The following is a 14,862-nucleotide window of genomic DNA, read 5'->3' on the forward strand; positions in this document are numbered from 1 at the left end:
GATGATTAATCGCAATAAAGTCATGCAGCTAAGGCCGCATCAATATCGAAGCCATCGCTTTCCGCCATTGATTGAAGCGGTGCCACAGCCCGTCGCCCCACCTCGTGTCGAGCCCAAAGTGGATACGAACGCTGATGAGTTCGACTTCGATGGTTTTGATACCTCGTTTGACGATAATGATTTTGCGATTGATGGCCTAGGGCTGGATGACTTTTCGCAAGACGATGCGTTGGATCTTAATGACCTCGGCCTTGATGAGTTTGAACAAGCTGAAGAGCAAGAAGAGAGCAGCGACGCTGCGCCGACGCCATCGGTAGAAGATTACCAAACGCAGTTTAACCAAGGCTTTCAAGATGGCGTCGCTAGAGGTCATGAAGAAGGTATAAAGCAAGGCCTTATTCAGGGCAAAGAGCAAGGCTACGAAGAAGGTCTAACATTAGGCCAAGAGCACGGCTTTGCCAAAGCCCAACAAGAAGGGCTGGCGCAATTTAAAAAAGCCAGCCAACCATTTGAAGTGATGACTCAGCGTCTTCAAGCTCTGTTTCAGGTGCATGAGCGTCGTCAACGCGAGCAAGTGTGTGAGCTTGTGCAAAAAGTGGCACAGCAGGTTATTCGTGGAGAACTTGCCCTGCAACCACAACAGATTTTAGCCTTGGTGGAAGAGACACTGACCACCATGCCAGGTGAGCCAGACGGATTAAAAGTCGCCATGGCGCCAGATGAGTATCAACACATTAAACAGATCGCTCCTGAGAAAATTCAGGAGTGGAACATCGTTTGTGATGACTCGTTGCGTCAAGGTGATTGCAAAGTAGTGACTAAAAACGCGGAAGCCGATGCTGGTTGCCATCAACGTTTAGAAGTGTGCATGGAGAATGTTCGCACCAATCTACTCGATGATGAGCTAGTCGATGATGCGAGCCTGTTGCTAGATGATCTTGCGATGGACGAAGGGATCAGCAGTGATCGATAAACGTCTGCAACAAGCCATGGCATCGATAGATGCCATTCCCGTCGCGAAAGTTACCGGACGCTTAGTTAAAGTGACCGGTTTAATGTTAGAGGCCGTTGGTTGTCGCCTGTTAACAGGACAACGTTGTCTGGTTGAGACTGGTCATGGCGCACGCATCGAAGCGCAGACGGTTGGATTTAATCGAGATGTTGCCTATTTAATGCCGGTAAGACCGGCCTCTGGATTATTCTCGGGCGCAAAGGTGTGGCCATTAGACGGTGACACCCAGCTGAAAATTGGTGATGAGTGGCTTGGCCGTGTCATTAACGGCTTAGGTGAGCCCCTCGATGCCCTCGGCCCTTTACGTGGCCAAGACGAAATAACCCTCCAGTCTGAAAACATTAACCCCTTAACTCGCCGCCCCATTGATAGCCCACTTGATGTTGGTATTCGCGCCATTAATAGCTTGCTGACCTTGGGTAAAGGGCAGCGTGTTGGCTTGTTTGCAGGAAGTGGTGTCGGTAAGAGTGTTTTATTGGGAATGATGACCCGCCAAACCCGCGCCGATGTGGTGGTGGTGGGACTGATTGGCGAGCGTGGACGAGAAGTTAGAGAATTTATTGAACACAGCTTAGGTAAAGAAGGGTTAGCTAGAGCCGTGGTGGTGGCAGCCCCTGCCGATGAGTCACCACTGATGCGTCTTCGCGCCTCACAGTTGTGTCATCGTATCGCCGAGTATTATCGTGACCAAGGTAAAGATGTGCTGCTGCTGATGGATTCTCTGACCCGTTTTGCGATGGCACAACGTGAAATTGCCCTCGCTTTAGGTGAGCCACCCGCCACCAAAGGGTATCCGCCGTCGGTATTCAGTATGTTGCCGCAGCTGGTGGAGCGGGCCGGAAACAGTGCATCGCTAGAAGGCAGTTTAAGTGCCATTTATACCGTTTTGGCAGAAGGGGATGATCAGCAAGATCCGATTGCTGACTCTGCGCGTGCGATTTTAGATGGTCACGTTGTGTTAAGTCGCCAGCTGGCTGAATCTGGCCACTATCCTGCTATAGATATAGCTCAGTCGATCTCACGAACCATGCCACAAGTGGTGGCAGAACAACAACTGCAAGCGAGTATGGTGTTCAAACAGATTTATAGTCGCTATCAAGACGTAAGGGAGTTAATCCCATTAGGTGGCTATCAGCCTGGCAACGATCCAATCATGGATAATGCCGTGCAAGCTTACCCCCATCTAATGCAGTTCTTGCAACAAGGAATGCAAGAGAAAGCAGATTTTGAGATGACCGAGCAGAAACTCACTCAGTTGATCCAGCAGGTAACCCCTGCGCAGCCAGCATAAATCGAGCGGATGAAGCACTAGCATGAGTCAGATGAATCAACGTGGCATGAAAGGGTTAAATCAAGTGCGCCGTATGCGGCAAGATAAGCTAGAAGAGATGGGGCAATCCTATCAACGCCAGCAAGCGCATACTCATAAGCAGGGCGAGCAGTTACAAATGCTCGGTGAGCTGTATGATACTTGTCAGGTGGTAAACGGTGAATCAGCACTTGCTTGGCAAAATCGCTCGACCATTCGCGATAGCTTGCAACATTTAGCCAAAGTGCAAGCGCAACAGTTGGCGCTTGCCCAATCAGAACAACGACGTTTACAGCAAGATGTTGTTAAGCAACATGTGAGTGTCAAAACATTGGAAACCGTGATAGGGCGGCGCGAGAAGCAGCAGTTACGTGTCGAAGCACGCCAAGAGCAAAAGTTAAGTGATGAGATGGCGATGCAGTCCTATTTACGTAACGTACAGCGCTAAACCGTAGTAGGACTCGTAGACAATAAAAAAGGCCACAGTTGTGGCCTTTTTTGATCGCAGTGTACCGTGTCCAGTTAGGCTGGCTCGTACGTTTGCGGTTGCTCCGGTTGAGTCACCTGAGTCATGATTTGGTGTTGCATATTAAGCAGTTTACTGTTGCGCTCGTTGTTGCGCATACACGCGTGCACTAACGTCTGCAGCTCATTCCAGAGTGTCAGAACTTTATTGGCATATTCATCAGGCAATGCATTGATCAGCTTGCTGACTCCCATCGCATTGTCGGGTAATCCAAAGACTTTCAAGAGTTCAGAGCGATGTAGTGCTCGAGCGTTAAGTTGAGACAGTAATACGTTGTGATGCTTAGATAATGACTGTAATGAGCGGCTATCACGCTTTATCATCGCCTTGTGTTGAGAATCAAGAAGCTGTTGAAGTTGGGTATACCCTTGAATATCTTCACGCAGCTCAGAGATGAATGTTTTTATTGCGATGACTTTTTTACTGCTCATGATTTACTGCTCATTAGGATCTTACCGCAATGTATCGAATACGGTAGGATCGGGTTAGTCTCTGTCGTGTGTCTCTTTGATGGCTTGTGCTAACTCAGGTAAATCGAGTTCAAATTCACCGTTTTCTAGCTGTTCACGGATAGCTTCAACCTTATCCAGATCAACGTCAGGCATTTCATGCAGCTCGTTACGAATTGATTCGAGAATTTTTGCCTGTTCACTAACATTGCGTACGACCTGTTGAGGAATCGAGAGATTGATCTCTTGCTCTTCTTTGTTATCAATGCTGTTATCAAGGCGTTGAGATGTGCTGCTATTAATATTCAGTGTGCTATGTGCGCTAGGATTAAAATCAATCATATTATTTCTCCGACAAAAGTTCTGACACTGAATATCAACGACGTTTTTTCGCCACTCATTAAATCTTTTTTGGATTAACATCACACTTTTGGTGGCAAACTCCCTAGAAATGGGTAGTTACAGTGGTTGAATTGACAACTGTGGCCTTAATTCGTTTGCCTGACCGATCATTTCGAACCTGAATTCTGTCATTGATATAACCGTTTTGCTCTGCTGTTCCGTGCATTGTGGCACTGAAATCACCTTTTTCCGCCACAATGGTGACCGTTGCCCCGCGGCGAATCGCATAGGCGGGGGCAAGGCGATCGGCGGCTAACCCACTGCCTTGTCTTACTTGCCGTTCAAGGCGTCGTCCAACCGCTTGGGTTGACGTGTGAACATGGGGGCGGTTGAGTTGCCCCACACTGCGATGCTCAACGACCAGATCGTCTGCAATAAGAATATGATCTTTGCCTAGGGTGCGCGCCGCATAAATCACGGGTATCGAGTAATCAACCACAGCGCTTGCGCTGATTGTCCACACTTCTCCACAATCGATCTGATAGCGTAAACGCCCACCAGGATAGTGGCGTCGATCTCGGCGTTGAGTAGTGAGTGGCTGCTCACAAACAGAGAGTCGTTGGCTCCCCGCAGGGAGTTGAATAGATACTGCTGGCGAAATATCAGGCCAGCCATTTTTTTTTCCAAACTGAGCAATTTCCGCGCTGATCTGCGTGGTTAGCGCCGCTTCAATATGGGCCGTAGGCATTGCAGTTTCGTCGCTGGCGGTGCTGTTGAGGCTGATAAGCATCCCCCCACACCACAAAAGCGGAAGTAGGCGGTTTTTTCCCCATATATTGTTTCCGCTTGGCGGAAGTGCCACTTCCGCTACTGGCGTATTAGTCATGTTTTTCCTTTTGTATCAGTGTCTTAAAACTTGGCACGCTATTTGTATGTAATGGGCATCTTCGGTTAATTAAACAGGACATCCATGGGAATCAGTTTTGACAAAGCGCTTGGCGTCCACACCCACACTCTAAACCTTCGCGCTGAGCGTGCCAAGGTCTTAGCGGGAAACCTCGCCAATGTTGATACACCGGGATACCAAGCTCGGGATATCGATTTCTCTGCGGCGATGGCAGAGGTGGAATCACGTCTGCAGCAGGGGCAACGCACCCCAAGTGCACAGAGCCACGATCTGATGTATCGCATGCCGTATAACCACAATCTTGATGGCAATACGGTTGAGCTTGGGGTGGAGCAGGCGCAATTTGCGCAAAACGCCATGGATTTTGAAACCAGCCTGACCTTTTTGAACATGAAGTTCAAAGGCTTGGCCACTGCAATTCAGGGACAGTGATATGTCATTTAGTGATATCTACACGATAGCCGGCTCTGCGATGACAGCGCAGACGCTGCGACTTAACACCATTGCCAGCAACATGGCCAATGCCGATTCAGGCTCAACCACAGAAGCGGGTGCATACCGTTCACGTCAGCCAGTTTTTGCTACGGTTTACCAGCAATCTCAAGGGCAATTGATCGGCCAAGATAGCGCCCATCGCACCGCAAAAGTTCAGGTGCTTGACGTCGTCGAAGCTGGTGGCGATGCACAACGTCGTTACGAGCCGGGTAACCCGATTGCCGATGAAGAGGGCTACGTTTGGTACCCGAATGTTGACGTTGTCTCTGAAATGGCAGACATGATGTCAGCTTCGCGTAGCTTTGAAACCAGCGTCGAAGTGCTCAGCCGGGCGCGCAGTATGCAGCAAGGCATTCTCAAGTTGGGTCAATAAGGAAGAACAATGAGCACTCCATTTGCAACCACCAACAGCACCTCAACCACGTCGACCACATCGGGACAAGACCCGATAGCATCGAATGGTCAGGCAGACAACACCTTCTTAACCCTGATGGTGGCACAGATCCAGAACCAAACCCCATTGGATCCGCTTGATACGACGCAGTTCATGACCCAATTGGCGCAGATGACGCAAGTTGAGACCATGCAGACTATGAACGGCACTGTGACCAATCAAATGGTATTACTTGATAATATTCAAGTGCTTACCACTGCTGGCATGGTCGGGCAAGACGTCATGGTCAGCACCAATGAGGTTGAACTAGAGGGCGAAGCGCTCGATGGTATTGTGCAGCTAACCAGCAGTGTTGAAGAGTTGAAGATCGAAGTTCGCAACGAAGATGGCGAACTGGTTGAGACCATTGATCTTGGTGGGAACAGTGAAGGCGCCATCGCCTTTACCCTCGATCCTAAAGCGCTCGATTTGGCTGATGGTGACTATGAGTTGAAAGTCGTGACTGACGACAGCAGCTATACCCCCGAAATTATGATTTCTGGCACGATTGAAAAAATGCGTATTCCACCAGGCGGCGGCTCTCCAGAGTTCCTGATTGCTGGTCTAGGTTATGTACCATTCTTCAATGTGACCGAGTATGGCGACAGGCCGACAAGTGACAGCGATAACCCCGGTGTCACCCCGTTCCAAAATCTATTTGCTAATCACAACCGCTAGCGGTGAGTTTTCGAATTTAAGTTGAGTTAAAGACATGAGTTTTAATATTGCAATGAGTGGTCTAAATACCACTTCTCAAGAACTGAACACTATTTCAAACAACATCGCTAACGTATCTACCGTTGGCTTTAAGTCTTCACGTGCTGAATTCTCAGCCATTATGAATGGCGGTATGGGCGGCGGTGTTGAAATTGCGAGTCTATCGCAAACTTTCACCGACGGTGGTCAAGCGATGACCGGTCGTAGTACTGACTTAGCGATCGGTGGTAATGGCTTCTTCGTATTACGTGGTGAAGATGGGCAGAACGTTTACTCACGCGCGGGCATGTTCCAGCAAGACAAAGATAACTTCTTAGTAAACAGTGCAGGGTTGCGTGTACAGGGTTACACCACCGATGCTAACGGCAACTTGCAAACCGGTAGCGTGGGCGATATTCACGTTAATACCGCATCAGTTGGCGCACAAGCGACCACTCGCGTTGACTTCACCGCCAACTTCGATGCTGGCTCAAAGATCATCGAAGATGAAGACGGTAACCGTATTGCCTTCGATCCAGAAGACAGCGATAGCTTCAACTCATCGTACACCACCACTGTGTATGACTCGCTAGGGAACGAGCACACTCTAACGCAGTACTTTGTTAAAACCGGTGAAAACGAGTGGGAAGTGAACTACGCCATGAACGGCGAGGTGATGGATGGTGCTGTTACCAATGTAGAGTTCGATGAAAACGGTAAGATCACTGCGCCAGCAGATAACGTCGATCTTGTCTTCAACCCTCCGGGCGCAGCAGAGATGAACATTGCGCTCTCTATGTCTGGTTCAACCCAGTATGGCAGTGAGTTTGCTGTATCGACGAACCGCAGTAATGGTCACACCTCAGGTGAGCTAACCGGCATTAGCATCGACGACAGCGGTATGGTGTTTGCAAACTACAGCAACGGTGAATCTGTCACCCAAGGACAGATTGTTCTTGCTGATTTCCCGAATGCGGGTGGTTTAAGCCAAGTGGGTGATACCGCATGGGCTGCAACACAGGCATCAGGTCAGCCTCTGATGGGCGAGCCGGGCAGCGGTACTTTGGGTTCATTGAGTGCGGGTTATATCGAACAGTCAAACGTCGACCTAACTGGTGAGTTGGTTGGTTTGATGACCTCACAGCGCAACTACCAAGCCAATGCACAGTCGTTGTCAACGCAGCAGCAGTTGACTCAAGTTCTGTTTAACATCTAAGGCTAAGGCATGGATCGTCTTATTTTTACAGCGGCCAGCGGTGCTGGTCGCGCATTTACCGCTCAGCAGGTACGTGCCAATAACCTGGCAAATGTGAATACACAAGGCTTTCGCGCTGATATGGAACGCGCTCAAGCCTTCGCTCTGCAGGGCACGGGATACGACTCGCGTGCCTTGGTACAGGCGCAGAGCTCTGGCACCAACTTTACCCCTGCGGCATTGCAGCAGACTGGGCGTGATTTAGATGTCGGCATTAAAGGCGACGGCTTCTTTGTGGTCGAAATGGAAGATGGCCAGCAAGCGATGACGCGAGCGGGTCACCTAGAGCGCAACGAAGATGGCGATGTCACCTTAAACGGTTTGGCTTTGATTGGTGCGGGAGAAGAAGAAGTGAATATCCCGTTGTATAGCCAGATCGCCTTTGGCCAGGACGGCACCATCAGCATCGTTCCTGACGGTGAAGATCTTTCGGTTCAGATTGGTCAGCTGAAATTGGTCAATCCTGAACCACAAGATCTCATCAAGCTCGACAACGGCTTGTTCATGCGTCGCGATCAGGAGATGGAGCCTGCCGCGGAAGACGTTGCCATGGTGTCAGGCTTCTTAGAGCAGAGCAACGTGGTCGCAGTAGAAGAGATGATCGCCTCAATGCAGCTGAGCCGTCACTTCGAAGTACAACTAAAAATGATGCAGACGGCAGAAACCTTGGCAGAAGCCGGTAACCGTCTGATCCGCGCTTAAGGAATATTGGAATGAACGCAGCGTTATGGATAAGTAAAACGGGTCTTGCCGCGCAAGACACAAAAATGGCGACCATCTCGAACAACCTTGCCAACGTTAACACCGTTGGCTACAAGCGCGACCGCGTGGCGTTTGAAGATTTGTTCTATCAAATTCAACGCCAACCGGGTGCGATGGCAGATGAAGTGAATGAGCTACCGAGCGGTATTCAACTCGGTAGTGGTGTGCGCGTAATGGGCACGCAAAAAGTCTTCACTGAAGGTGCTTACATGACCACCAACCAGAGCTTGGATCTGGCTGTAGATGGGCAAGGCTTTTTCGAAATCGAAACCCCAGATGGTGAATTGGCTTATACCCGTAATGGTCAGTTCCACCTTAACTCCGAAGGTCTGATGGTAACGGCGCAAGGCTTACCATTGGCACAAAACATCCAGATTCCTGAAGATGCAGAGACGATCACTGTCGGTCGTGACGGTATCGTGACGGCAAAAGTGGCCAATGATGATTTCCCACAGGAAATTGGCCAAATCACCTTGGCTAACTTCATCAACCCGGCCGGCTTAGAAGCGCTTGGCGGAAACTTGTTCCGTCAAACCGCGTCAAGTGGTGAAGCGATTGAAGGTATCGGTGGTGAAGGGGCATTCGGTCAGCTCAAGCAAGGTGTACTCGAAGGCTCTAACGTCCAGGTTGTAGAAGAGATGGTCGATATGATCACTACTCAGCGCGGTTATGAAATGAATGCCAAAGCCCTTTCTTCTTCGGATGAAATGCTGAAGTACGTCACGCAGGTACTATAACAATGAATGATAAACGAACCCTATTAGGCTGGCTGAAATCGGCATTGATGGTCTCAATGTTAGTTTTAACTGGGTGTGCCTCACCGACAGCACTCATCGATGAGCGTCCTGAGCAGGATGACGAAGCGTATGCTCCGCCAGTGCTGGACTACTCTCTGCCTGACGCAGAGCACGGTTCGCTTTATCGTGATGGTTATATGTTTACCCTGTTTCAAGATCGCCGTGCCTATCGTGTCGGCGATATGCTAACCGTTAGTCTGGATGAAGACACACGCTCCAGTAAAACGGCAAACACCAACTTTGGCAAGACCTCTGGCGCCAACGCGGGGGGGGCATTCTCTACCGGTGGCGGGGCGGGTGGCAGCTTTGATGGCAATTTATCTGGAGGCCGTGATTTTCGCGGTAACTCCGCCAGTTCGCAACGTAACTCGCTCAGTGGCTCGATTACCGTGGTGGTGCACGAAGTCTTACCCAACGGCGTGCTGCGTATCCGCGGCGAAAAGTGGATTCGTCTTAACCAAGGAGATGAGTTTATCCGCTTAAATGGCCTAGTACGGGTCGATGATATTACCAACGGCAACTCTATCTCATCCCAACGTATTGGTGATGCGCGAATTACTTACTCACAAAGTGGTGTGTTGGCGGATGCCAACGAAGCAGGTTGGTTAACCAAGCTGTTTGCAAATCCGCTATTCCCGATTTAAGAGGTTGTGATGATTAAACAACTGCTGATTCTATTTGGCGCGTTAATCGCGCCCTTCCTGTTCATTGATTCCGCATTCGCCGATCAGCACAATGAACGTCACCTGATTGATCTCGTGGATATTCAAGGGCTACGTGATAACCAACTGGTTGGTTACGGCTTGGTGGTCGGCTTGGATGGCACCGGTGACCGCAACCAAGTGAAATTCACCAGCCAATCTGTTACTAACATGCTGCGTCAATTTGGCTTGCAACTGCCCGACAATATCGACCCTAAGCTGCGTAACGTGGCTGCAGTGAGTGTGCATGCGTCGATTCCGCCATTAGCTGGGGTCGGACAGACTATCGACATCACTGTTGCATCGATTGGTGATGCGAAAAGCTTGCGTGGCGGTACACTGGTGATGACCCCGCTGCGTGCCATCGATGGTGATGTTTATGCTGTCGCACAAGGCAACCTCGTGGTTGGCGGAATTAAGGCGGAAGGTCGCTCAGGGTCGAGCATTACCATTAACGTGCCAACTACCGGGCGCATTCCCGCTGGCGGTATTATTGAACGTGAAATCCCGTCAACGTTCACCACTCAGCAAAGCGTCGTGCTTAACCTGCAACGTCCCAACTTCACTACCGCCAGAAACATCTCCCGTACTATCGATGACATCTTTGGCCCTGATACCGCAAGAGCGGTGAGCAATGCTCGCGTAGAGGTGGCTGCACCGCAAGATTTTGAACAGCGTGTGGTGTTCATGTCGATGCTGGAAGAGATGACTGTCGATATCGGCCGTCAACGTGCTCGGGTAGTGTTTAATACGCGTACCGGTACAGTTGTGGTGGGCAATGGTGTGCGCGTCGGTCGCGCTGCTGTCAGCCACGGCAATCTTACTGTGACGATTCGCGAAGCCTTTAATATTAGTCAACCTAATGCGTTTTCAGGTGGGCAGACCGTGGTTACCCCAGAGTCTGATTTAGAGATAGATCAAGAGCGTAATCCGATGTTTATTTGGCCGGAAGGGGTAGAGCTAGAGACCATAGTTGCTGCCGTTAACAGCTTAGGCGCCTCGCCAGACGATCTTATGGCAATTTTACAAGCGCTACATACCTCAGGCGCGTTAGATGCAGAGCTGGTGGTGATTTAATGACAGTTGTAACAATGCCAATCAACCCGATGGCGATTCAAGCGGAGTCGATGGGGCGCATTGCGGCCAACGGACACAGCTTACCGGTAGGCACCATCACCACCTTTGATAGCCGTGAGCTAGAAAATCTCAAAATTGCCGATGATCAGCAACACGCGTTGGAGAAGGTCGCCGAGCAGTTTGAATCGATGTTCTTGCAGATGGTGCTCAAGCAGATGCGCAAGGCCAGCGAAGCCATGGGCGATGACGAGAGCATGCTCCGCAGCCGCGAAAGCAAAACCTACCAAGAGTTCTTCGATGGGCAGATCTCGATGGAGATGGCCAAGCGTAACACGGGGTTGGCCGATGTTATTGTTCGCCAGCTTGGGCCGCAGTTAGGCTTAGACAATTCTGCTAACGAATCAGGCTTAGCACTTAAGTCTGAGATCGCACAGGTCGATTTACAACAACAGAAGCCAGCAGAAACGGCGCACCATAGTGCCGCATTCGCACAGCCATTGCTGTCCACACTGCGCAAGGAAAATGACGTATGAGCATGATGAATATTGGTTTGTCGGGGATTCAGGCAAGCCAGATTGGTCTTAATGTGACCTCACAGAACGTAGCCAATATCAACACCCCAGGATACAGCCGCCAGCAGGTTCAGCTGGGTGCGATTGGTGCCAAAGGTATCGGCATGAACGATGCCGGCAATGGTGTGTCAGTACAGGCGATTCGCCGTGTCACCGATCAATATCAAACCAATCAGCTATTTCGTAGTACCTCACAGTTGGGCGCAGCCTCAACTAGCGCGCAGCAATTAAAGCGTTTAGAGACCTTGCTGGGTAGTGATGGCATTAACTTGAGTGCGGGTTTTGATAACTTTTTCACTTCACTGAATGGCTCAAGTATTTCACCGTATTCGTCGGCACATCGCCAACAGATTGTCAGTGAAGCCGAAGCCTTGTCGAACCGCTTTAATCAGCTTAACAGCTCGATGAATGGCCAATACGATGACTTAAACCAGCAACGTAGCAGTGCGGCAGCGCATGCCAATAGTTTGCTGGGCAACTTGGCGAGCCTTAACGATAGCATTCGAGATGGGCAAGCACGTGGTGCCAATACCTCGGCACTAGAAGATGAACGTGATGTGTTGATTGCCGAGCTGTCTGAGCTGATGGATGTGCGCATTACCGATGCGGGTGATGGCACCTTAGATATCGCCTTGCCGAATGGTCAGCCACTGTTAACCGGCAGCAATGCGGCGACATTTGACGTACAACCTGATCCGAATAACCCACGCAGCACACTGGTGAGCCTGAGCCTGAATGGACAGAACTTCCCATTGGATGACGACATGGGCGGCAAGATGGGCGCACTATCAAAGTACGAGCGTGATGTGCTCGAACCGGCACTGGATGCCATCAATGATATCGCGCAAGAGTTTGCCGATGCGTTTAATGCTCAACTGGCCGAAGGGTTTGACCTTAACGGTGAGCCGGGTAAGCCCCTATTTACTTACGATCCAGCTAACCCAGCGGGAAGCTTGTCAATTGCAGAAGGCTTCCGTCCGGAAGACTTGGCGTTATCTGGTGACGGTACACCGGGTGATAACAGCAACCTATTAAAGCTGATTGATATTAAAGATCAAGAGTTTGAAATTGGTGATTTAGGCTCGGTGACCTTGGGTGGTGCCTACTCGTCTTTGCTAGCTGACATCGCTGTAAAAAGCCGTCAGGCGCAGGCAGATCACGATGCAGCAAGCAGCATTTATATGCAAGCCGCGATTGAAAAATCCGGCACCAGTGGTGTCAACATGGATGAAGAAGCGGTAAATCTAATGACTTACCAGCAATCTTATCAAGCTAACCTGCAGGTGATTAACACCGCCAATCAGGTGTTTGCTTCAGTGATGCAGTTGTTCTAAACCGGAAATTAAGCGGAGTAAATAATGCGAGTCAGTACTAACCAATATAGCTTGATGATGTCCGGCAGCCTTAATCAGAACTCACTGGGCATCAATAAACTGATGCAGCAAATGGCCACTGGAAAGCGTCTGCTATTGCCATCCGATGATCCAATGGCCTCGACCCGCGTGCTAAGTTTGCAGCGTGAACAAGCGGCGATTAGCCAGTATCAAGGTAATATCGAACAAGCAGATATTTTGCTGAAAAAACAAGAGACCTACATGAGCAACACCGTCGATGTGTTGCACCAAGTGCGCGATCTTATCTTGTGGGCAGGTAACGATACTAACGGCCCAGACGAGCTTGCAGCGATGGCGAGCGAACTAGAGCAGTTGCAAGACACCATTGTTAGTTTAATCAACGCCAAAGATGAAAACGGCAAATACATGTTTGCTGGCAATGAAGTTAATACCAAGCCATTAGAGCGTGATGCGGATGGTAATTGGGTCTATAACGGTGATGATGGGGTGCGAGAAGTGGTGGTTGGTGACGGGGTGACCATCAAGCTTAACATCAATGCCGGCGATCTGTTGTTTGGTGATGATGGCAACTTGCTGGATCAGATGGATGAGCTGATTGCCGCGCTACAAGACCCAGACTTTGATCACGCGACGAACGATGTGATTGAACGCAGCCTAGGGATGCTAGATAGAACCTTGGGCTCGGTAAGCAGTGCGATCACCGATTTGGGTAGCCGTCAAAATTCATTAACCACTATGGAAAATGGCCACTCAGAAGTGAGTCTATTTAACGATGCCTTGATTGGCGAGCTAGAAGACCTCGATTATGCCGATGCAATGGTGCAATTTAATAACTACATGTTAGCATTGCAGGCGACGCAGGCGACCTATATTAAGACCGCCAATATGTCTTTATTTAATATGATGTAATTGGGTTAATACACGCACTGTATTTAGCATCCCATCACAACCAATAGCAGTAGGGCAGCAATGGTATCTCAGGTAAACGACTTACGCTCAACAGCCGCAGGCATTAATAACCGTCAGCCGGTGATCGCGCGCCGTAATCAGGCCGCAGCTGCCGTGCCTGATACACAAAAAGCGGATCCATTGCGCCTCTCGCGCACCCTGACACCGGAGCATACCCGTCAGCAGAGCTTGATCCAGCGCGCGCAAAATAAAATGGCCGCTGGGCAAGTAGCCGAACGCACCCTTACTGACATTGGTAATGGCCTCGCACAACTAAGCAAGCGCCTGCACCATGTGCTGAAAGGGCAAGGTAATACCTCGACTATGGCGCAGCAGCTCGATTCACTCAAAGCGACTATGGAGGAGCGCTTTAGTCAGGCCGAGCATCGCGGCCAAGCGGTACTGGATCGCCAGCTAAAACCGGTCTTTCAAGGTGAAGCGCGTACGCAATTTCGCCTTAAAGGACTCGATAGCCGCACCGCAACGCAGCGCGATGAAACCTTAATTTTTAATTTTGCCAAAGGCGGTGCTAGCGCGGTACCGGTGCGCTTAGAAGCGGGCGCCTCACCGGAAAAGCAGGCCGCACAGTTTCGGCAGGTATTTAACCCGCAAGGGGTTGGGGTAGGCTTAGATCGCCAGCGTCAGTTGGTCTTTTCCGCCAGCGAAGAGGACTGGCAGCACCTGAGCCAACATATGCGTGTGGTTGGGCAAGGGGAACGCTTTCCCGCCGGGCAAGCCAATAAAGCCAAGCTAGAAAGCACCGCGCCGCGCTTTGAGCCGACAAACTGGAAAACCGACAGCAAAGCACAACTGCAAAAGACGCAGGTGGAAGCCAAGCGTATGCTGGCGCAAGTTAAGCAGAGCTTGCAAGAGGTACGCGAGCACAACCGCGAAGTGCAGCACAAAATGGACGAGCTCAATGATCGCAATGGTCAGCTGGCTGCCACCCAGTTAGATAAGGTGATGCAGCAGTTGGATGCGATGCTCGGCGAGAGTGATCGTTTTGCGGTGGCTTACCATAACTTAAAAGCGCAAGCCCATGTGCACCGCCACACTGTGGTGTCGCTACTTGCCGATCTGTAAGATCGGCTAAATTTGTAACTTATGCTTTCTAACGTTTTTAACCAACCTGTCATTTAACCTTTCCGTCATTTTTGGGAGCATCGCTGTCGTTCAGCGTCAGAACTGATGCTCACTCGACACCTATGGCCACTATCGCCAACTGC

Annotated in this window: 18 protein-coding genes; 15 read left to right on the forward strand and 3 right to left on the reverse strand. The window is 50.2% G+C overall.

Features of this window, described 5'->3' with window-relative positions; translation table 11 throughout:
- Nucleotide 1: 1 nt before the first annotated feature.
- Genes fliH through ACKLNH_RS12675 form a run of 3 tightly spaced genes read left to right on the forward strand, consistent with a single transcriptional unit; the run spans nt 2 to nt 2,769 of the window.
- Nucleotides 2-973, forward strand: a complete 972-nt coding sequence (fliH, locus tag ACKLNH_RS12665; protein WP_413112624.1) for a flagellar assembly protein FliH — start codon at nt 2-4, stop codon at nt 971-973.
- A complete protein-coding gene (gene fliI, locus ACKLNH_RS12670) occupies nt 933-2,303 on the forward strand; it encodes a flagellar protein export ATPase FliI (protein WP_413112625.1) in 1,371 nt (456 codons plus the stop codon). The genes fliH and fliI overlap by 41 nt, the downstream gene beginning before the upstream one ends.
- A 22-nt stretch (nt 2,304-2,325) precedes the next feature.
- A complete protein-coding gene (locus ACKLNH_RS12675) occupies nt 2,326-2,769 on the forward strand; it encodes a flagellar export protein FliJ (RefSeq protein WP_413112626.1) in 444 nt (147 codons plus the stop codon).
- 74 nt (nt 2,770-2,843) lie between these two features.
- Here ACKLNH_RS12675 and flgN read toward each other — a convergent pair whose 3' ends face one another.
- The 3 genes from flgN to flgA all read right to left on the reverse strand — a co-directional run bounded on the left by flgN (nt 2,844) and on the right by flgA (nt 4,524).
- Nucleotides 2,844-3,278 carry a flagellar export chaperone FlgN gene (gene flgN / locus ACKLNH_RS12680; protein ID WP_413112627.1) on the reverse strand — a complete coding sequence of 145 codons (435 nt, stop codon included), beginning with the start codon at nt 3,276-3,278 and terminating at the stop codon, nt 2,844-2,846.
- Nucleotides 3,279-3,332: 54 nt separating this feature from the next.
- Nucleotides 3,333-3,638: a flagellar biosynthesis anti-sigma factor FlgM gene (gene flgM / locus ACKLNH_RS12685; protein WP_413112628.1), complete on the reverse strand. Its 306-nt coding sequence runs from the start codon at nt 3,636-3,638 to the stop codon at nt 3,333-3,335.
- Nucleotides 3,639-3,741: 103 nt separating this feature from the next.
- Nucleotides 3,742-4,524: a flagellar basal body P-ring formation chaperone FlgA gene (gene flgA / locus ACKLNH_RS12690; protein ID WP_413112629.1), complete on the reverse strand. Its 783-nt coding sequence runs from the start codon at nt 4,522-4,524 to the stop codon at nt 3,742-3,744.
- An 84-nt stretch (nt 4,525-4,608) separates the two neighbouring features.
- Here flgA and flgB point away from each other — a divergent pair, with 84 nt between their 5' ends.
- The 12 genes from flgB to ACKLNH_RS12750 are packed head-to-tail and all read left to right on the forward strand — an operon-like array spanning nt 4,609 to nt 14,719.
- Nucleotides 4,609-4,977 carry a flagellar basal body rod protein FlgB gene (gene flgB / locus ACKLNH_RS12695; RefSeq protein WP_413112630.1) on the forward strand — a complete coding sequence of 123 codons (369 nt, stop codon included), beginning with the start codon at nt 4,609-4,611 and terminating at the stop codon, nt 4,975-4,977.
- A 1-nt stretch (nt 4,978) separates the two neighbouring features.
- Complete coding sequence (gene flgC, locus ACKLNH_RS12700) at nt 4,979-5,413, forward strand: flagellar basal body rod protein FlgC (RefSeq protein WP_413112631.1); 435 nt, start codon at nt 4,979-4,981, stop codon at nt 5,411-5,413.
- A gap of 9 nt (nt 5,414-5,422) precedes the next feature.
- Nucleotides 5,423-6,151, forward strand: a complete 729-nt coding sequence (locus ACKLNH_RS12705) for a flagellar hook capping FlgD N-terminal domain-containing protein (protein WP_413112632.1) — start codon at nt 5,423-5,425, stop codon at nt 6,149-6,151.
- A gap of 34 nt (nt 6,152-6,185) precedes the next feature.
- A complete protein-coding gene (flgE, locus tag ACKLNH_RS12710; protein WP_413112633.1) occupies nt 6,186-7,385 on the forward strand; it encodes a flagellar hook protein FlgE in 1,200 nt (399 codons plus the stop codon).
- Nucleotides 7,386-7,394: 9 nt separating this feature from the next.
- Nucleotides 7,395-8,126: a flagellar basal body rod protein FlgF gene (locus ACKLNH_RS12715; RefSeq protein ID WP_413112634.1), complete on the forward strand. Its 732-nt coding sequence runs from the start codon at nt 7,395-7,397 to the stop codon at nt 8,124-8,126.
- Nucleotides 8,127-8,137: 11 nt separating this feature from the next.
- Nucleotides 8,138-8,923 carry a flagellar basal-body rod protein FlgG gene (gene flgG, locus ACKLNH_RS12720; protein ID WP_413112635.1) on the forward strand — a complete coding sequence of 262 codons (786 nt, stop codon included), beginning with the start codon at nt 8,138-8,140 and terminating at the stop codon, nt 8,921-8,923.
- Between the two features lie 2 nt (nt 8,924-8,925).
- Entirely contained in the window at nt 8,926-9,627 is a 702-nt protein-coding gene (gene flgH, locus ACKLNH_RS12725; protein ID WP_413112636.1) for a flagellar basal body L-ring protein FlgH, read from the forward strand.
- 12 nt (nt 9,628-9,639) lie between these two features.
- On the forward strand, nt 9,640-10,761 hold the full coding sequence (locus ACKLNH_RS12730) for a flagellar basal body P-ring protein FlgI (RefSeq protein WP_413112699.1): 1,122 nt from the start codon (nt 9,640-9,642) through the stop codon (nt 10,759-10,761).
- Complete coding sequence (locus tag ACKLNH_RS12735) at nt 10,761-11,294, forward strand: rod-binding protein (RefSeq protein ID WP_413112637.1); 534 nt, start codon at nt 10,761-10,763, stop codon at nt 11,292-11,294. Before ACKLNH_RS12730 ends, ACKLNH_RS12735 begins: the two co-directional genes overlap by 1 nt.
- Nucleotides 11,291-12,667, forward strand: a complete 1,377-nt coding sequence (gene flgK / locus ACKLNH_RS12740) for a flagellar hook-associated protein FlgK (RefSeq protein ID WP_413112638.1) — start codon at nt 11,291-11,293, stop codon at nt 12,665-12,667. The genes ACKLNH_RS12735 and flgK overlap by 4 nt, the downstream gene beginning before the upstream one ends.
- A 24-nt stretch (nt 12,668-12,691) precedes the next feature.
- Nucleotides 12,692-13,597 (forward strand): flagellar hook-associated protein FlgL, encoded by a 906-nt coding sequence (gene flgL / locus ACKLNH_RS12745; protein WP_413112639.1) that lies wholly within the window; start codon nt 12,692-12,694, stop codon nt 13,595-13,597.
- Between the two features lie 60 nt (nt 13,598-13,657).
- Nucleotides 13,658-14,719: a hypothetical protein gene (locus ACKLNH_RS12750; protein ID WP_413112640.1), complete on the forward strand. Its 1,062-nt coding sequence runs from the start codon at nt 13,658-13,660 to the stop codon at nt 14,717-14,719.
- Nucleotides 14,720-14,862: the final 143 nt, after the last annotated feature.

The sequence above is a fragment of the Thaumasiovibrio clandestinus genome (assembly GCF_047250365.1).
In the GTDB taxonomy this organism is placed as follows: Bacteria; Pseudomonadota; Gammaproteobacteria; order Enterobacterales; family Vibrionaceae; genus Thaumasiovibrio.